Raw genomic sequence first — 13,938 nt, forward strand, 5'->3', positions numbered from 1 at the left:
GGTTGATGATCGGGGTGGACATCAGCCCGCCGAACACGCCGCCGTTGGAGATGGTGAAGGTGCCGCCGGCCATGTCGGCCATGGTCAGCGCGCCGTCACGCGCCTTCTTGCCGTAGTCGGCGATGGCCTTCTCGATGTCGGCGAAGCTCATCTTGTCGACATCGCGCACCACCGGCACGACCAGACCGTTCGGGGCCGAGACCGCGACCGAGATGTCGACGTAGTCGAAATAGACGATCTCTTCGCCCTGGATCTGCGCGTTGACCGAAGGGATGTCCTTCAGCGCCAGCACCGATGCCTTGGCGAAGAAGCTCATCAGGCCCAGCTTCACGCCGTGCTTCTTCTCGAACACGTCCTTGTACTTGGCGCGCGCTTCCATCACCGCGCCCATGTCCACGTCGTTGAACGTGGTGAGCAGGGCGGCGTTCTCCTGCGCGCTCTTCAGCCGCTTGGCGATCGTCTGGCGCAGGCGCGTCATCTTGACGCGTTCCTCGTTGCGGCCGGCGGTCGGCGCGGCAGCGGGCGCTGCAGCGGGGGCAGGGGCCGAAACAGCGGCGGCGGGCGCTGCCTGCTTGGCCTGCGCTGCGGAAAGGACGTCTTCCTTGGTCAGGCGACCATCCTTGCCGGTGCCCTTGACGGTCGAGGGATCGATCCCGTGTTCCAGGACCGCGCGGCGCACGGCCGGCGAAAGCACGGCGGCGTCGGCATCGGCGGTGGCGGCGGCGGGAGCCGAAGCAGCGGCGGGGGCCGGAGCAGGGGCCGGGGTAGCGGCGGGGGCGGTAGCGGTAGTGGGGGCGGCAGCGGCGCCGCCTTCCTCGATCACCGCCAGCAGCGCGCCGACCGAAACGGTATCGCCTTCGGCCACCATCAGCTGGCCGATCACGCCGGCGGCCGGGGCGGGGACCTCCACCGCGACCTTGTCGGTCTCAAGGCTGGCGATGGGTTCGTCCACGGCCACGGTGTCGCCCGGCTTCTTCAGCCACTGGCCGACGGTCGCTTCGCTGACGCTTTCACCGAGCGTCGGAACCTTCACTTCGATGGACATTGCTTGGTATTCCTTGGGAAGAATGGGGGGCTAGGCTGCGAGGGCGGGCTTCAGGCCTTCTTCTTGCGCCGGATTTCATCGCGAACGGAAAGGCCCAGCGCGTCGGCTACCAGCGCCGCCTGTTCGGCCGCGTGCCGCTTGGCAAGGCCGGTGGCGGGCGAAGCCGCCGCGTGGCGGCCGGCATAGCGCGGACGCCCCACCTTGCTCTTGGCGGCCTTCAGCGATTCCTCGATCAGCGGATCGACGAAGAACCACGAACCGTTGTTGCGCGGTTCTTCCTGGCACCACACCACGTCCTCCAGGTTCGGCATTCGCGCCAGACGCGCTGCCAGCGGTTCGCCGGGGAAGGGGTAGAGCTGTTCGAGCCGGATGATCTGCACGTCGTCCAGCTCTGCCGCGTCGCGTGCCTCGATCAGGTCATAGGCGACCTTGCCGCTGCACAGCACCACGCGGCGCGTCTTGTCGTCGGCGGAACCGTTGGTGTCCGACAGGATGCGCATGAAGTGCCCATCGCCGATGAAGTCGGTGGCGGAGGACTTCGCCAGTGGGTGCCGCAGCAGCGACTTGGGCGTCATGATGATCAGCGGCTTGCGGAACGGCCGGTGCATCTGGCGGCGCAGGACGTGGAAGTAGTTGGCCGGCGTCGTGATGTTGCAGACCTGGATATTGTCTTCCGCGCACAGCTGCAGATAGCGTTCGAGGCGGGCGGACGAATGCTCCGGACCCTGGCCTTCGTAGCCGTGCGGCAGCAGCATCACCAGGCCGTTGGCGCGCAGCCACTTGGCCTCGGACGCGGCGATGTACTGGTCCATCACGATCTGCGCGCCGTTGGCGAAATCGCCGAACTGCGCTTCCCACAGCACCAGCGTCTTCGGGTCGGCGCTGGCATAGCCGTATTCGAAGCCCAGCACGCCGTATTCGGACAGTGGGCTGTCGTGCACCTCGAAACGGCCGTGCGGCAGCGTGGCCAGCGGCACGAACTTGTGCTCGTCGGTCTGGTCGACCCACACCGCGTGGCGCTGGCTGAACGTGCCGCGCCCGGAATCCTGCCCGGAAAGGCGCACGTTGAAGCCTTCGGTGACAAGACTGCCATAGGCCAGCGCCTCGCCGGTGGCCCAGTCAAAGCCTTCGCCGGTCGCGAACATCTGGCGCTTGGCGTCGATCACGCGGCCCAGCGTCTTGTGGATGGTCAGGCCGTCGGGCACCGTGGTCAGCACCCGGCCCAGGCTTTCGAACAGCTTGCGCTCGATCCCCGTGGCCACGTTGCGGCGCGCGGTGACCGGATCGGCCGGCTTGTTGAGGCCCGACCAGCGTCCGCCGAACCAGTCGGCCTCATTGGCCTTGTAGGTGTTGGCCGCCTGGAATTCGGATTCCAGCGTCGCGGTAAAACGGTCCTCGTTTTCGCCCTTCCAGTCCTTGTCGATCACGCCCTGTTCGACCAGACGGTCGGCGTAGAGCGCGGAGACCGGCGGATGCTGGCGGATCTTGGCGTACATCAGCGGCTGGGTGAAGCCGGGCTCGTCGCCTTCGTTGTGGCCGAAGCGGCGATAGCACCACATGTCGATCACGATGTCGCGGCCGAACTGCTGGCGATAGTCGATCGCCAGCTTGCAGGCGAAGGTCACCGCTTCGGGATCATCGCCGTTGACGTGGATGATCGGTGCCTGCACGCCCTTGGCCACGTCCGACGGGTAGGGCGATCCGCGCGAGAACTGCGGGCTGGTGGTAAAGCCGATCTGGTTGTTGATGACGAAGTGCAGGCACCCGCCGGTGTTGTAGCCGCGTACGCCCGAAAAGCCGAAGCATTCCCACACAATGCCCTGGCCGGCGAAAGCGGCGTCGCCGTGGATCAGCACGGGCAGCACCTGCTTGTGCTTGCCCTTGCCGATATCATCGCGGAACGCCTGCTGCGCGCGCGTCTTGCCCAGCACCACCGGGTCCACCGTTTCCAGGTGCGACGGGTTGGGCTGCAGGCTCATGTGCACCTTGATCCCGTCGAACTCGCGGTCGGTGCTGGTGCCCAGGTGGTACTTCACGTCGCCCGATCCGCCCACGTCCTCGGGGTTGGCGGTGCCCCCTGAGAATTCGTGGAAGATCACGCGGTATGGCTTGGCCATCACGTTGGCCAGGATGTTCAGGCGGCCGCGATGGGCCATGCCATAGATGATCTCGCGCACGCCAAGCTGGCCGCCGTACTTGATGACGGCTTCCAGGGCCGGGATCATCGATTCACCGCCGTCCAGGCCGAAGCGCTTGGTGCCGACGTATTTCTTGCCCAGGAACTTCTCGTACTGTTCGCCGCGGATCACGGCAGCCAGGATCGCCTTCTTGCCGTTGGGCGTGAAGTCGATCGCCTTGTCGCCGCCCTCGATGCGGTCCTGGATGAAGCGGCGCTCCTCCACGTCGGCGATGTGCATGTACTCGAAGCCGATCTTGCCGCAGTAGTTCTGGCGCAGGATGTCGACGAGCTGGCGGAAGGTGGCCCATTCCAGCCCCAGCGCGCCGCCGAGATAGACCTTGCGGTCCAGCGCGGTGCCGCTGATGCCATGGTATTCGGGCGAAAGGTCGGCCGGCAGTTCCTGCCTGGCCAGGCCCAGCGGATCGAGATTGGCCGCCAGATGGCCTCGCACGCGGAACGTGCGGATCAATGTCATGGCGCGGATCGAATCCGATGCCGCCTGTTCCAGCGCGGCTTCGTCCAGCGCGGGCGCGCCGGGCTTCTTGGCGGCCTTTTCCACCACCAGCCGCAGCGCCATCGGGTCGAGCGCCTGGGTCAGGTCATCGCCTTGCGCGGCATCGGTGATCGGCCAGCGCTTGCTCTGCCATGAAGGGCCTTGCTGCGGGCCTTCCTGGCTGGGATCGACGTCGAATTCGTGCAGTTCTTGGCCCATGGTCTCGGTCCAGTCCTTTCCCCGGGGAGGAGGGGATCAGTCAGCCCCCGAACGGCGGGGGCATCAGGGATGCGGCGTCCCGGTTTGCGGCCGGGTGGCGACCGGTGGAATATAGGCAGTCGGCCCGTGTTCCGCGAGATCGCCGGATGAAAGATGGTCCCCATTCTTCGGGATGGGTTCGTCCGTGGTGCGGAAGGTCCGCGAAAGCGGCTTATGCCGCGATAATCCTAAACAGTCGTATCGCCGGGCGTGGCAGTTGCCCGATCGACCCCGCGCGCCGGATGGGAGCGCGGGGTCGCCAGGGAAGCGATCAGGCCAGCGAGCCGTCGATGCCCTTGCAGGCCACCAGCAGTTCCTTGACCGCGTCGACCGAGACCTGGAGGTTGGCCTTGGCCGCGTCGTCAAGGCTGATCTCGATGACCTTTTCCACGCCGCCCGCGCCGATCACCACCGGCACGCCCACGTAGAGGCCGTCAACGCCATAGGCGCCGTCGACATAGGCGGCGCAGGGCAGCACGCGCTTCTGGTCGCCCAGATAGGCTTCGGCCATGGCGATGCCCGAAGCGGCGGGGGCATAGAACGCCGAACCGGTCTTGAGCAGGCCGACGATTTCGCCGCCGCCCGAACGGGTGCGCGCCACGATCGCGTCGATCTTTTCCTGGGTGGAGGCGCCCATCTTGATGAGGTCGGTGACGGGGATGCCGGCGACGGTCGAATATTCGACCACCGGAACCATGGTGTCGCCGTGGCCGCCGAGCACGAACGAGTTCACGTCGCGCACCGAAACGCCGAATTCCCATGCCAGGAACGTGCTGAAGCGCGCCGAATCGAGCACGCCCGCCATGCCCACCACCTTGTTGTGCGGCAGGCCGGAGANNTCGCGTCGAGCGGGTTGGTGATGCAAATGACGAAGGCGTCGGGCGCGTTGTCGCGGATGCCTTCGCCCACGGCCTTCATGACCTTCAGGTTGATGCCCAGCAGGTCGTCACGGCTCATGCCCGGCTTGCGGGCGACGCCGGCGGTGACGATGATGACGTCCGCGCCCGCGATGTCCTTGTAATCGTTGGTGCCGATGATGCTGGCGTCGAAGCCCTCGACCGGGCCGCACTGCGAAAGGTCGAGCGCCTTGCCCTGCGGAACGCCCTCGACGACGTCGAACAGGACGATATCACCCAGTTCCTTCTGGGCGGCGAGGTGGGCCAGAGTGCCACCGATATTGCCTGCGCCGATGAGTGCGATCTTCTTGCGTGCCATGCTTTACGGTCCTTTCCCCGTAGACGCGGGACAAACGCTCAAGCAACCGCCTCTCAGCCCTCCCGCGTCCCGCGTGCCGGGAAGGGTGCCTGACGGGTAAAACGGCCCGTAGGCCCGCTTTTTGGCGAAAGCAACCGCGAAAAAGGTATGATCTGCAAGGTTTTTGTGATAACAGTTCGCAATAGCAAGCGAAGCATTGCGGCGCTGTTTCCGAGTCTCGCGATCAGCCTGAACGGTGGATGAATCCGGGGGCGGAAATGGCCGGGGAACGGAGGGTCCGCGTGTGTCTCCAATCCCCAAACCCGTTCGTCCCGAGCTTGTCGAAGGATGCGCCATACGGGCCGGGTGCTGGGACGGTTGGCGCGGCGGTGCCCGCGGCCACGTCAATCAAAGATATCGCCAACCTTGGTCCGCGTGCCTTCCGCCGTCGGCTGCGGTTCATCGTCGGCGCTGAAGGCGATCGCCTTCCTGACACGCCAATCCGCCAGCCATGCCAGTCCGAAACTGAGCACCAGCGCAGTTCCACCGGCCATGCTGAAAACCACCAAAAGATGGTCTATTATTTCCTGCCGGCTCTTTCCGTCCTAGAGAAGATACATGAGCGGGAAAGCCATCATTACCACAGCCGGTTTGACCACAACGTCAAATGCCGGGTCGCCATTGATCGCGCACTGGACGGCTAAACTCAGATAGATCAGAAAGAATGTCAGCGGAATGACGCTGATGATAGCGGCGATCTTCGCGTTCCTGGACATACCCAACCCGCCCCCGCGCCGCGCTCCCGGCCCTTCCTACCGTGCCCGCGCCTGCTGGCGGCGGAAGGCGCGGGCCATGCGGTGGTCCAGCGTGTCGCATACCGCGATCCACCATTCGGCGCGCTCGTGATCGCCCAGGCGTTCCGCCTCGTGGGCGGCGTCGCAGGCCCGCGCCGCCGCCGAAAGGCCGTGCGTGCCGAACAGGCGCAGCGCCGCGTCGACCAGCGAATCCGCCTGAAGGTCCTGCCCGGTGCGCGGCGCGCCGTTATCGTTCGCCGCCCGGATCGCTCCTCGTCGCGCCGGCCGCACGAGGCAGGGCGAGATGATTCCATAGCGGGGGGCAAAACGTAGCATGGGCGACCAATCTCTCCTTGATGTCGCCGTTGTGGCGACCATCCGTATCGATCCTGCGGTTCTACCCCTATGCCGCTAACGGAGCGTTGGGCGACAAGGTGTAGGGCGCGTTAAGGCTGTTGCGCGCGCCGCCTTCCCCGGCCGCCGAAACGGGGCACGGCGCAACAAAGAAACCGTATCGGATGAAATTCCGATGCCCGTGCGCCTGTCCACGCCGCTTTCGTCCTGCCTGCCTGTTGTTCCGTCTTGCGATAATCCGCTGGCCTGTCCACACCGGGCGGGCCAACTGCTTTCAGGGACATAATTTTACATGCCATCGGGCCTGGTCGCGCTGCTTGACGATGTTTCGGTGATCGCCCGCGCGGCGGCCGCCTCGCTGGACGATGTCGGCGCGGCGGCGGGCAAGGCCGGGGCCAAGGCGGCGGGCGTGGTGATCGATGACGCGGCGGTCACGCCGTCCTACGTCACCGGCTTCACACCGGATCGCGAACTGCCGGTGATCTTCCGCATCGCGCGCGGCAGCCTGCGCAACAAGCTGCTGTTCCTGCTGCCGATCGCCCTGATCCTCAGCGAATTCCTGCCGGGCGCGGTGGTGCCGCTGCTCATGCTGGGTGGGCTGTACCTGTCGTTCGAAGGCGCGGAAAAGGTGATGGAGAAGCTAGGCGGCGACAAGCACGGCGAAACGCTCGACGGTCCTGTCGGTGATGTTGCCGCGTTCGAACATCAGCGGGTGGCAGGCGCGGTGCGCACCGATTTCATCCTTTCGGCGGAGATCATGGCGATCGCGCTGGCCGAAGTCAGCGGGCAGGGCTTGATCGCGCGCGCGATCATCCTCGCGATCGTAGGCATTCTCATCACCATCGCGGTCTATGGCGCGGTGGGCGTGATCGTGAAGATGGACGATATCGGCCTTCATCTCGCCCGGCGGCCGGGCGCGGGGGCGATGACGCGACGGTTCGGACGAATGCTGGTGGCGGCGATGCCGCGCGTGATGTGGTTGCTGGCCACGGTGGGCACGGCGGCGATGCTGTGGGTCGGCGGGGGCATCCTGCTCCACGGCGCGGACGAATTGGGGTTCCACCATCCGGCGGCCCTGGCACACGGCATCCAGCACGCGGTGCAGGCGGGCGTGGGGCAAGGGGTGCCGGGCGGCGTTGCCGGCTGGCTGGCCTATGCCGGGGTCTCGGCGGTGGTTGGGCTGGTCGTGGGCACGGTGCTCGCGATGGTCGTCCATCTCTTCGGCGCCATGCGCAGCGGCGCGGGGGATTGATCGGCCCGCGCGGAACGCCTCAGCAATAGGCGGGCCGCAGCGTGCGCAGCGCTTCCAGGCCGCTGGCGATGTAGGGGCGGGCCTGTCCCAGCGCGTAGCCGGCAACCAGTTCGGCGAAAGCATGCTCGCCCAGTGGCGACGCGAATTCGAGTCCGGACGACATCGGTTCGGACCAGACGACGAAAGCCGTGGTCGCGGGCTGATCGGGCAGGAACAGCGTCAGCCCTTCGCCGATGTGCAGTTCGGCGATGCCCGCGATACGGGCGCCATGGGTTGTCAGGTCCTTAAGCATGGCCGTTGACCGAACCAGCCCGTGCTTCACCCGGACGGGCAGCTCGAAACCGATGCGCCGCGCGCGGCGCTTGTGCAGATGCGCAATGTCTTCCCGGTCGATCCACATTTTCGCCTCCGCGCCGTTAACCACAATCGCAGGACGGCGGACGCGGCGCGGATTTCAGGAGCGGGACGAAATATTTCCGGCCACCTGCCGGTCGACCAGCGCGATCGCGGCGGCAATCGCCGCTTCGGGCGGCATCGCGGAGGTATCGAGCAGCGCCGCGCCCTCGGCCTGGCGCAGCGGGGCTTCGGCACGGGTGCTGTCGCGCTCGTCGCGCCGGGCGAGGTCCGCCTCGATCGCCTCGCGGCTCACGTCCTGCCCGCGTTCGCGCATTTCCTTCCACCGCCGCAGCGCCCGCGCCGGCACGCTGGCCGTCACGAACAGCTTGGCGTCGGCCCCGGGCACGATCACAGTGGCGATGTCGCGCCCGTCCAGCACCGCGCCGCCCGGCTGGTGGGCGAACGCGCGCTGCCGCTCCAGCAGCGCGGCGCGCACGGCGGGGTGGACCGACACGCGGCTGGCAAGGCTGCCGGTCGCTTCGCTGCGAAGCTCCGGCTCGTCGAGCAGCGCCTCGGGAAACGCCGTGGCCGCCAGCGCGTCGTCGGCCTTGTCCGGATCGCCGCCGGTGTGCGCCACCTGCCAGCCCACCGCGCGATAGAGCAGCCCGGTGTCAAGATGCGGCAGGCCATAGTGCCGGGCCAGCGCCTTGGCGATGGTGCCCTTGCCCGATGCGGTGGGGCCGTCCACGGCGATGATCACGGTTGCGCTCTCCGGTTGCGGTAGGCCTTGACCAGCCCCCAGATGGCGATCGCGGCCCAGAAGAATTCGAGGACGAACGATGCCGGGTTCATGTGCACCAGCAGCGACAGCGTCAGCAATCCCGCGCCGGCCAGGTTCACGCCGTGCTGGACGAACGGGTTCGGCGTCTGTTGCCGGGTGGTATAGGCATAGGCGAAGATGATGCAGGCCATTCCCGCGAAGCCCGCGATGTTCGCGCCGGTGTCCGTCATGCGCAGGTATCCGCCATCACGCCGCCTGCATCGCCCCCGCCAGCAGCGCCTCGAACGCGGGGAAGCTGGTGGCGATGGGACGGGTGTCATCCACTTCGACCCCGGCTTTGCTGGCCAGGCCCGCCACGGCCATGGCCATGGCGATGCGGTGGTCGAGGTGCGTGACGACCGGATGATTGCCGCTGCCGCGCAGCGGATCGCCGCCGGTGCCGTCGATGATCAACCCGTCCTCGGTCTCGCGCACGGTTGCGCCGGCCAGCTCCAGCGCCGCGCGCATGGCGGCAATGCGGTCCGATTCCTTGACGCGCAGTTCCTCCAGCCCCGTTGTCACCGTGCGCCCCATGGCCAGCGCGGCGGCCACGAACAGCACGGGGAACTCGTCCACCATGCTGGGCACCACTGCCGGATCGACCGCGATGCCGGTCAGCGGCGAATGGCGAACGCGCAGGTCGGCCACCGGTTCGCCGCCCACGTCGCGCGCATCCAGTTCCTCGATGCTGCCGCCCATCTGGCGCAGCACGTCGAACAGCGCCGCGCGCGTGGGATTGAGCCCGACGTTCTCGATCACCAGATCGGACCCCGGCACCAGCAGCGCCGCCACCGCGAAGAACGCGGCGGACGAAGGATCGCCGGGCACGTCGATCACCTGCGGCTTCAGGTCCGCTTCGCCGCGCAGGCGGATCACGCGGGCGCCGTCGCTGTCGACCTCGACGGTCAGCTCCGCGCCGAAGCCGCGCAGCATGCGTTCGGAATGGTCACGCGTCGGCACCGGCTCGATCACCGTCGTCGTGCCCGGCGTGTTGAGGCCGGCGAGCAACACCGCGCTTTTCACTTGCGCCGAGGCGACGGGCAGGCGGTAGGCGATCGGCACCGCCGGCGCCGCGCCCTGCACCATCAGCGGCAGGCGGCCGCCGGGATAGGCGGTGAACGTCGCACCCATCTCGGACAGCGGCGTGATTACCCGGCCCATCGGGCGCTTGGACAGGCTGGCATCGCCGGTGAAGCATGCCGTGATCGGATGGCTGGCGACGAGACCCATCAGCAGCCGCGTGGATGTGCCCGAATTGCCCATGTCGAGCGCCTGCGCCGGTTGCAACAGCGCCCCAACGCCCACGCCGTTTATCCGCCATTCACCGGGGCCTGTGCGTTCGATGTCCGCGCCCATCGCGCGCATCGCGGCGGCGGTGGACAGCACGTCCTCCCCTTCCAGCAGGCCCGTCACGCGGCTTTCGCCCACCGCCAGCGAGGACAGCATCAGCGACCGGTGGCTGATCGACTTGTCGCCCGGCACGCGGATGCGGCCACGCAGCGGGCCGGTGGCGGTGAAGCGGCGGGGGCGCATCTGCGCAGGATCGGCAGCGGTCACGTCGGGGTCTTCCTGGCGGGTCTTGGTATCGGGCGGATCGGGCGGGGCCGGGGCCTTTGCGAACGCGGGCTTTTGACAGCGCCATCGCGCTATGGCAAGGCGCGCGACCGATTGGTGCCCGGTGGCTTGATTTTGGCGGCGCGGGTAACCATCAAGCACAAGTTTCCGGCCTGCGGCTTTCCGCCGCCGGCAAGATCGAGGACATTTCATGGTCAAGCCTGAATGGGGCGCCAAGCACACCTGCCCGAAGTGCGGCACCCGCTTCTACGACCTGGGCAACGCGGACCCGGTCACCTGCGTCGAATGCAAGTACGCTTGGCAGCCCGAGCCGGTGCTGAAGTCCAAGCAGCCGATTCCCTATGAGGAAATCCAGAAGGAGAAGGTCGAGGCCGACGCCGACGTCGATCTGGCCGACGAGGATCTGGATATCGACGAGGACGGCGATTCGCCCGACAACGACGTCGATCTGGGCGGCGACGATGACCTGGGCGTGCCCGGTCACGACGACGAAGCCGACGAAAACTGAGTTCCGGCTGGCGCTTCCGGCCCGGCACTTTGCGGGTCCGGAAGCTCCGGTCACAAAATTGCGGCGGTGGCGAAAATTGCTCTTGCCAGCCGCGCGGGCCTCACTTAAAGGCCCGGCTCCCGGCAGGGCAACTGCCGGACGGAGCGCCTCCCAGGGCGTTTCCGCTGGATACCGTGGGGCCGTAGCTCAGCTGGGAGAGCGCTACAATGGCATTGTAGAGGTCAGGGGTTCGATCCCCCTCGGCTCCACCATCCCCCCGTTTCGATGACGGGAATGGACGCATAGCTCAGTTGGTAGAGCAGCTGACTCTTAATCAGCGGGTCCTAGGTTCGAGCCCTAGTGCGTCCACCACATTCTCCAGTAAATATAATGAAATAGCCAGGACAGTCGTTGCGCGACCGGCCTCCACCTTTGCGTGCTAGCGCCGTAGCAGATCGCTACCGGCACGTTCCTGTGATGCAATTTGGTGTGGGCGAGGCTAGCGTGGTCATGTGGTACTGAGACTCGTCGCCCTGAGCACCGCTGGCTTCTCCGAAGTGTACGTCGATGACCGCGGCGCCATAAAGTTCGCTGGCCCTGACCCGGTGGAGGCGATATTCTTCGAAGGCATATCGTGGCCGACCCGGCCGGTGGACCTGCCCCACCTCGACCGCCCAGACTGCTTCTTCTTCATCCCCTCCGGTCACTACAAAGGCACGAAGTGCGGCCCCGGCCTGCTCCACCACTACACGACGCCGGAGAACGTGGTGAAGATACTGGAGAGCGGGTCGCTCCTGCTGTAGCCCTACACCAGGGCGAACGACGACTACGAACGGGCTACGAGGTGGTTCGACATCTATTGTCCCGACGAAAGCGGGCAGCCGGGCTTGGCCATGGAACTCAGCAAGGACTTGGACCGGATGATGCGGTCGCACTGGGCCTTCGCCAGCTTCTCCAACGACAAGGGCGGCTGGGGCACGCAGGCGGCCCTCGACATAAACGACAGCGACGGATGGCAGCACCCGGGCATGTGGGCGCACTACGGCGGCCGCCACCGGAAGGCCGGCGAAGGTACGAGCGGGTGGCGCTGGTCGAGGCCGCCATGGCCGCCCACCAGGGCAAGGCTCTCATCTTCGGCAACATCCGATACGCCCCGAAGGACGATTCGACCGTGAAGGCGGCGATGCACGTGTCGTACGAGAAGTATCAGGAGTTGGGGCTGGCCGAGTACGGCACCGCGCACGTCATGCAGTTCTGGCGCGAGTACCACCTGACCAAGTTCGAGGGCTGGGCCTACGAGAACGAGGCCCGCCTGGCCATCAACGCGCCACCCGACGAACAGTGCTTCGTCCCGTTCGGGCAGGCCCTGCGACACGTCCTCATCGGAGAGGGTGCGGCGGCCGAAGAGATTGCGGAGATCGAGCGCCTGGCGGCGGCCCACGGTGTGCAGGTCAGCGGCGTACGCTGGCGGAACGGTATGCCGGTCCGGGTGCCGACCAAACTCTTGCCCCGTTGAGGCACCGATCGGCATTGGTGATGTTATCCAAGTTGCCATGCTCGCCTGAAATTGCGATTGAGATGAGCGTTTAATTTTTTGGGGGTCTCGATCCTAATGCCGCTGCTTTCGAAAAAATTCCACGAGGAAACCTTGGCCGACCGACGGTTGCTGCATGAGCACGTAAGAATCGAGAATGCGGCCAGGGAGAAGGTCGAGCGCGACCTCGCTAACATTTCTGCGCTCCAGTATGATCAGGTCAAAGGCAGCGTCGATGCTGTCGATGCCCTTCATGCAATCCAAAAGAGCATGTCGATCCTAAACCAGCGCGTTTCCGAACTCGCTTCAAAGGCCACTTGGCAGGTCGCGGAGCGTAACGGCATTACTTTTTTCTTAGACAGTAGATCTCTGGTCGATAAATGTATCTTGGAAAATGGGTTCTGGGAGGAAGAGCAAGTTGAATACTTTACCTCTGCCGCCAGAAAATGTGCTGGAGGAGCGCCGTTCTATTTCTTTGATATTGGGTCTTATTTTGGATATTACTCGCTAATTTTCAATAAGCATTTTCCAGATAGCCGGATATTTACGTTCGAAGCTAATCCAATGACGTATATACAACTCAAGGCGAACCTTCTCTGCAATAATCTGCATGAAAAAATTACGGCCTTGAATGCTGTCGTTTCGGCAAAATCCGGTAAAACGAGCGTATCCAATCACGACGACTTGCTGGAAAATCGCGGCGGCTGGTCTGTTGACGGGGGTAGCGGTACATCGTCTACTATGGTTGACAACATTGTAATAGATGAATATTTTTCCGATCTTGAGGGCGAATTTATCGCGCTTAAGATCGATGTCGAAGGATACGAATCGGAGGTTATTCCCGGGCTTTCGAATTTGATCAAGCGTAATAGAGTTTTAATACAAGTTGAGTGCTTTGATTTTGACGAAACGCTTTGGGCTAAATTTAACAAAGTTATATCTGGCTTAGGGCTCACTAAAATTAATCAGATCCAGTATGATCACTACTTTACCAACATTTCCGATCCATCACTTATTGAAGGTCTCAAAGACGCGCATGTTCCAGCCAGGATGTTTTTCACCGGCTTGAACACCCGCAACGCCTTTGGCCACATTGATTTCGATGAAAATGTAAAAGGCCACATCGTGTACGGACCTTGCATGTGGGTGCGGCAGGGCTCCCAGAAAATCGTGTTTCGGTTCGCGAAAGGAACCGTGCTGGAAAATTGCTCAATGGATATTTTCAGCAATTACGCGCATTCACGCGGAGAAGTGGGCGTTTTGCATTCTGAAGATATTACCGGAAATAACTATGACGCCGCGACCGGCGAATTGATTATCAGATACGATCATCCGCCATCGTATTGCGACATCGAATTTCGGCTAGTTACTCACGGGCAGGCAAAGGGCACATTCATATCGGCCGACATATGTCCGCAGGAGAGCCAGCCCTAGTCGTCGGCAGAGCGAGCGGCTGTCTGATCCCCCCGAGTAGCTCTGGAACGGCATAAGCCCCTTCACCGACGCTGCCCGATCGCTGGATACGTCGGAGACGGGGTCAGCGGTCGGGCCTAGCGACTGCCCGACCGTATCGATGCCTGGTGCGACGCCACCTGGAGGGTTCGAAAAACTCTGGCG

Annotated in this window: 13 protein-coding genes, 2 tRNA genes and 1 pseudogene; 8 read left to right on the plus strand and 8 right to left on the minus strand. The window is 64.7% G+C overall.

Annotation, left to right across the window (positions count from 1 at the left end):
- From odhB to mdh, 3 genes and pseudogenes are all read right to left on the minus strand, one after another.
- Positions 1-1,045 (minus strand): 2-oxoglutarate dehydrogenase complex dihydrolipoyllysine-residue succinyltransferase (gene odhB, locus B3547_RS17070; RefSeq protein ID WP_292965026.1); only part of this gene is annotated, 1,045 nt, incomplete at its 3' end.
- A 50-nt stretch (positions 1,046-1,095) separates the two neighbouring features.
- Positions 1,096-3,936, minus strand: a complete 2,841-nt coding sequence (locus B3547_RS17075; protein WP_292965029.1) for a 2-oxoglutarate dehydrogenase E1 component — start codon at positions 3,934-3,936, stop codon at positions 1,096-1,098.
- A gap of 310 nt (positions 3,937-4,246) precedes the next feature.
- Positions 4,247-5,190, minus strand: a pseudogene (gene mdh / locus B3547_RS17080) (malate dehydrogenase).
- A gap of 317 nt (positions 5,191-5,507) precedes the next feature.
- Here mdh and B3547_RS17085 point away from each other — a divergent pair.
- Positions 5,508-5,873: a hypothetical protein gene (locus B3547_RS17085; RefSeq protein ID WP_292965032.1), complete on the plus strand. Its 366-nt coding sequence runs from the start codon at positions 5,508-5,510 to the stop codon at positions 5,871-5,873.
- A gap of 108 nt (positions 5,874-5,981) precedes the next feature.
- On the opposite strand, the gene B3547_RS17090 is transcribed toward B3547_RS17085, so the two are convergent.
- The gene (locus B3547_RS17090) at positions 5,982-6,299 is read right to left on the minus strand and encodes a hypothetical protein (RefSeq protein ID WP_124809042.1); all 318 of its coding nucleotides are present in this window, start codon (positions 6,297-6,299) and stop codon (positions 5,982-5,984) included.
- A 310-nt stretch (positions 6,300-6,609) separates the two neighbouring features.
- Here B3547_RS17090 and B3547_RS17095 point away from each other — a divergent pair, with 310 nt between their 5' ends.
- Positions 6,610-7,569, plus strand: coding sequence for a DUF808 domain-containing protein (locus B3547_RS17095; RefSeq protein ID WP_292965035.1), 960 nt, complete (start codon positions 6,610-6,612; stop codon positions 7,567-7,569).
- A 19-nt stretch (positions 7,570-7,588) separates the two neighbouring features.
- On the opposite strand, the gene B3547_RS17100 is transcribed toward B3547_RS17095, so the two are convergent.
- The 4 genes from B3547_RS17100 to aroA are packed head-to-tail and all read right to left on the minus strand — an operon-like array spanning position 7,589 to position 10,258.
- Positions 7,589-7,969, minus strand: coding sequence for a PilZ domain-containing protein (locus tag B3547_RS17100; RefSeq protein ID WP_292965038.1), 381 nt, complete (start codon positions 7,967-7,969; stop codon positions 7,589-7,591).
- Between the two features lie 54 nt (positions 7,970-8,023).
- Positions 8,024-8,665 carry a (d)CMP kinase gene (locus B3547_RS17105; protein WP_292965041.1) on the minus strand — a complete coding sequence of 214 codons (642 nt, stop codon included), beginning with the start codon at positions 8,663-8,665 and terminating at the stop codon, positions 8,024-8,026.
- Positions 8,662-8,916, minus strand: coding sequence for a CBU_0592 family membrane protein (locus B3547_RS17110; protein ID WP_125957071.1), 255 nt, complete (start codon positions 8,914-8,916; stop codon positions 8,662-8,664). The genes B3547_RS17105 and B3547_RS17110 overlap by 4 nt, the downstream gene beginning before the upstream one ends.
- Before the next feature lie 16 nt (positions 8,917-8,932).
- Positions 8,933-10,258: a 3-phosphoshikimate 1-carboxyvinyltransferase gene (aroA, locus tag B3547_RS17115; protein ID WP_292965054.1), complete on the minus strand. Its 1,326-nt coding sequence runs from the start codon at positions 10,256-10,258 to the stop codon at positions 8,933-8,935.
- Positions 10,259-10,490: 232 nt separating this feature from the next.
- On the opposite strand from aroA, the gene B3547_RS17120 reads away from it, so the two are divergent.
- The 6 genes from B3547_RS17120 (at position 10,491) to B3547_RS17145 (ending at position 13,755) form a co-directional block, all read left to right on the plus strand.
- The gene (locus B3547_RS17120) at positions 10,491-10,808 is read left to right on the plus strand and encodes an FYDLN acid domain-containing protein (protein WP_124809047.1); all 318 of its coding nucleotides are present in this window, start codon (positions 10,491-10,493) and stop codon (positions 10,806-10,808) included.
- A 175-nt stretch (positions 10,809-10,983) separates the two neighbouring features.
- Positions 10,984-11,059, plus strand: a tRNA-Ala gene (locus B3547_RS17125).
- Between the two features lie 24 nt (positions 11,060-11,083).
- Positions 11,084-11,159: transfer RNA gene (locus B3547_RS17130), tRNA-Lys, on the plus strand.
- Positions 11,160-11,299: 140 nt separating this feature from the next.
- Positions 11,300-11,590, plus strand: coding sequence for a hypothetical protein (locus B3547_RS17135; protein WP_292965045.1), 291 nt, complete (start codon positions 11,300-11,302; stop codon positions 11,588-11,590).
- 278 nt (positions 11,591-11,868) lie between these two features.
- Positions 11,869-12,303 (plus strand): hypothetical protein, encoded by a 435-nt coding sequence (locus tag B3547_RS17140; RefSeq protein ID WP_292965048.1) that lies wholly within the window; start codon positions 11,869-11,871, stop codon positions 12,301-12,303.
- 78 nt (positions 12,304-12,381) lie between these two features.
- Positions 12,382-13,755, plus strand: coding sequence for an FkbM family methyltransferase (locus B3547_RS17145; protein WP_292965051.1), 1,374 nt, complete (start codon positions 12,382-12,384; stop codon positions 13,753-13,755).
- Positions 13,756-13,938: the final 183 nt, after the last annotated feature.

It is taken from the genome of Novosphingobium sp. UBA1939 (genome assembly GCF_002336885.1).
Taxonomy (GTDB): domain Bacteria; phylum Pseudomonadota; class Alphaproteobacteria; order Sphingomonadales; family Sphingomonadaceae; genus Novosphingobium.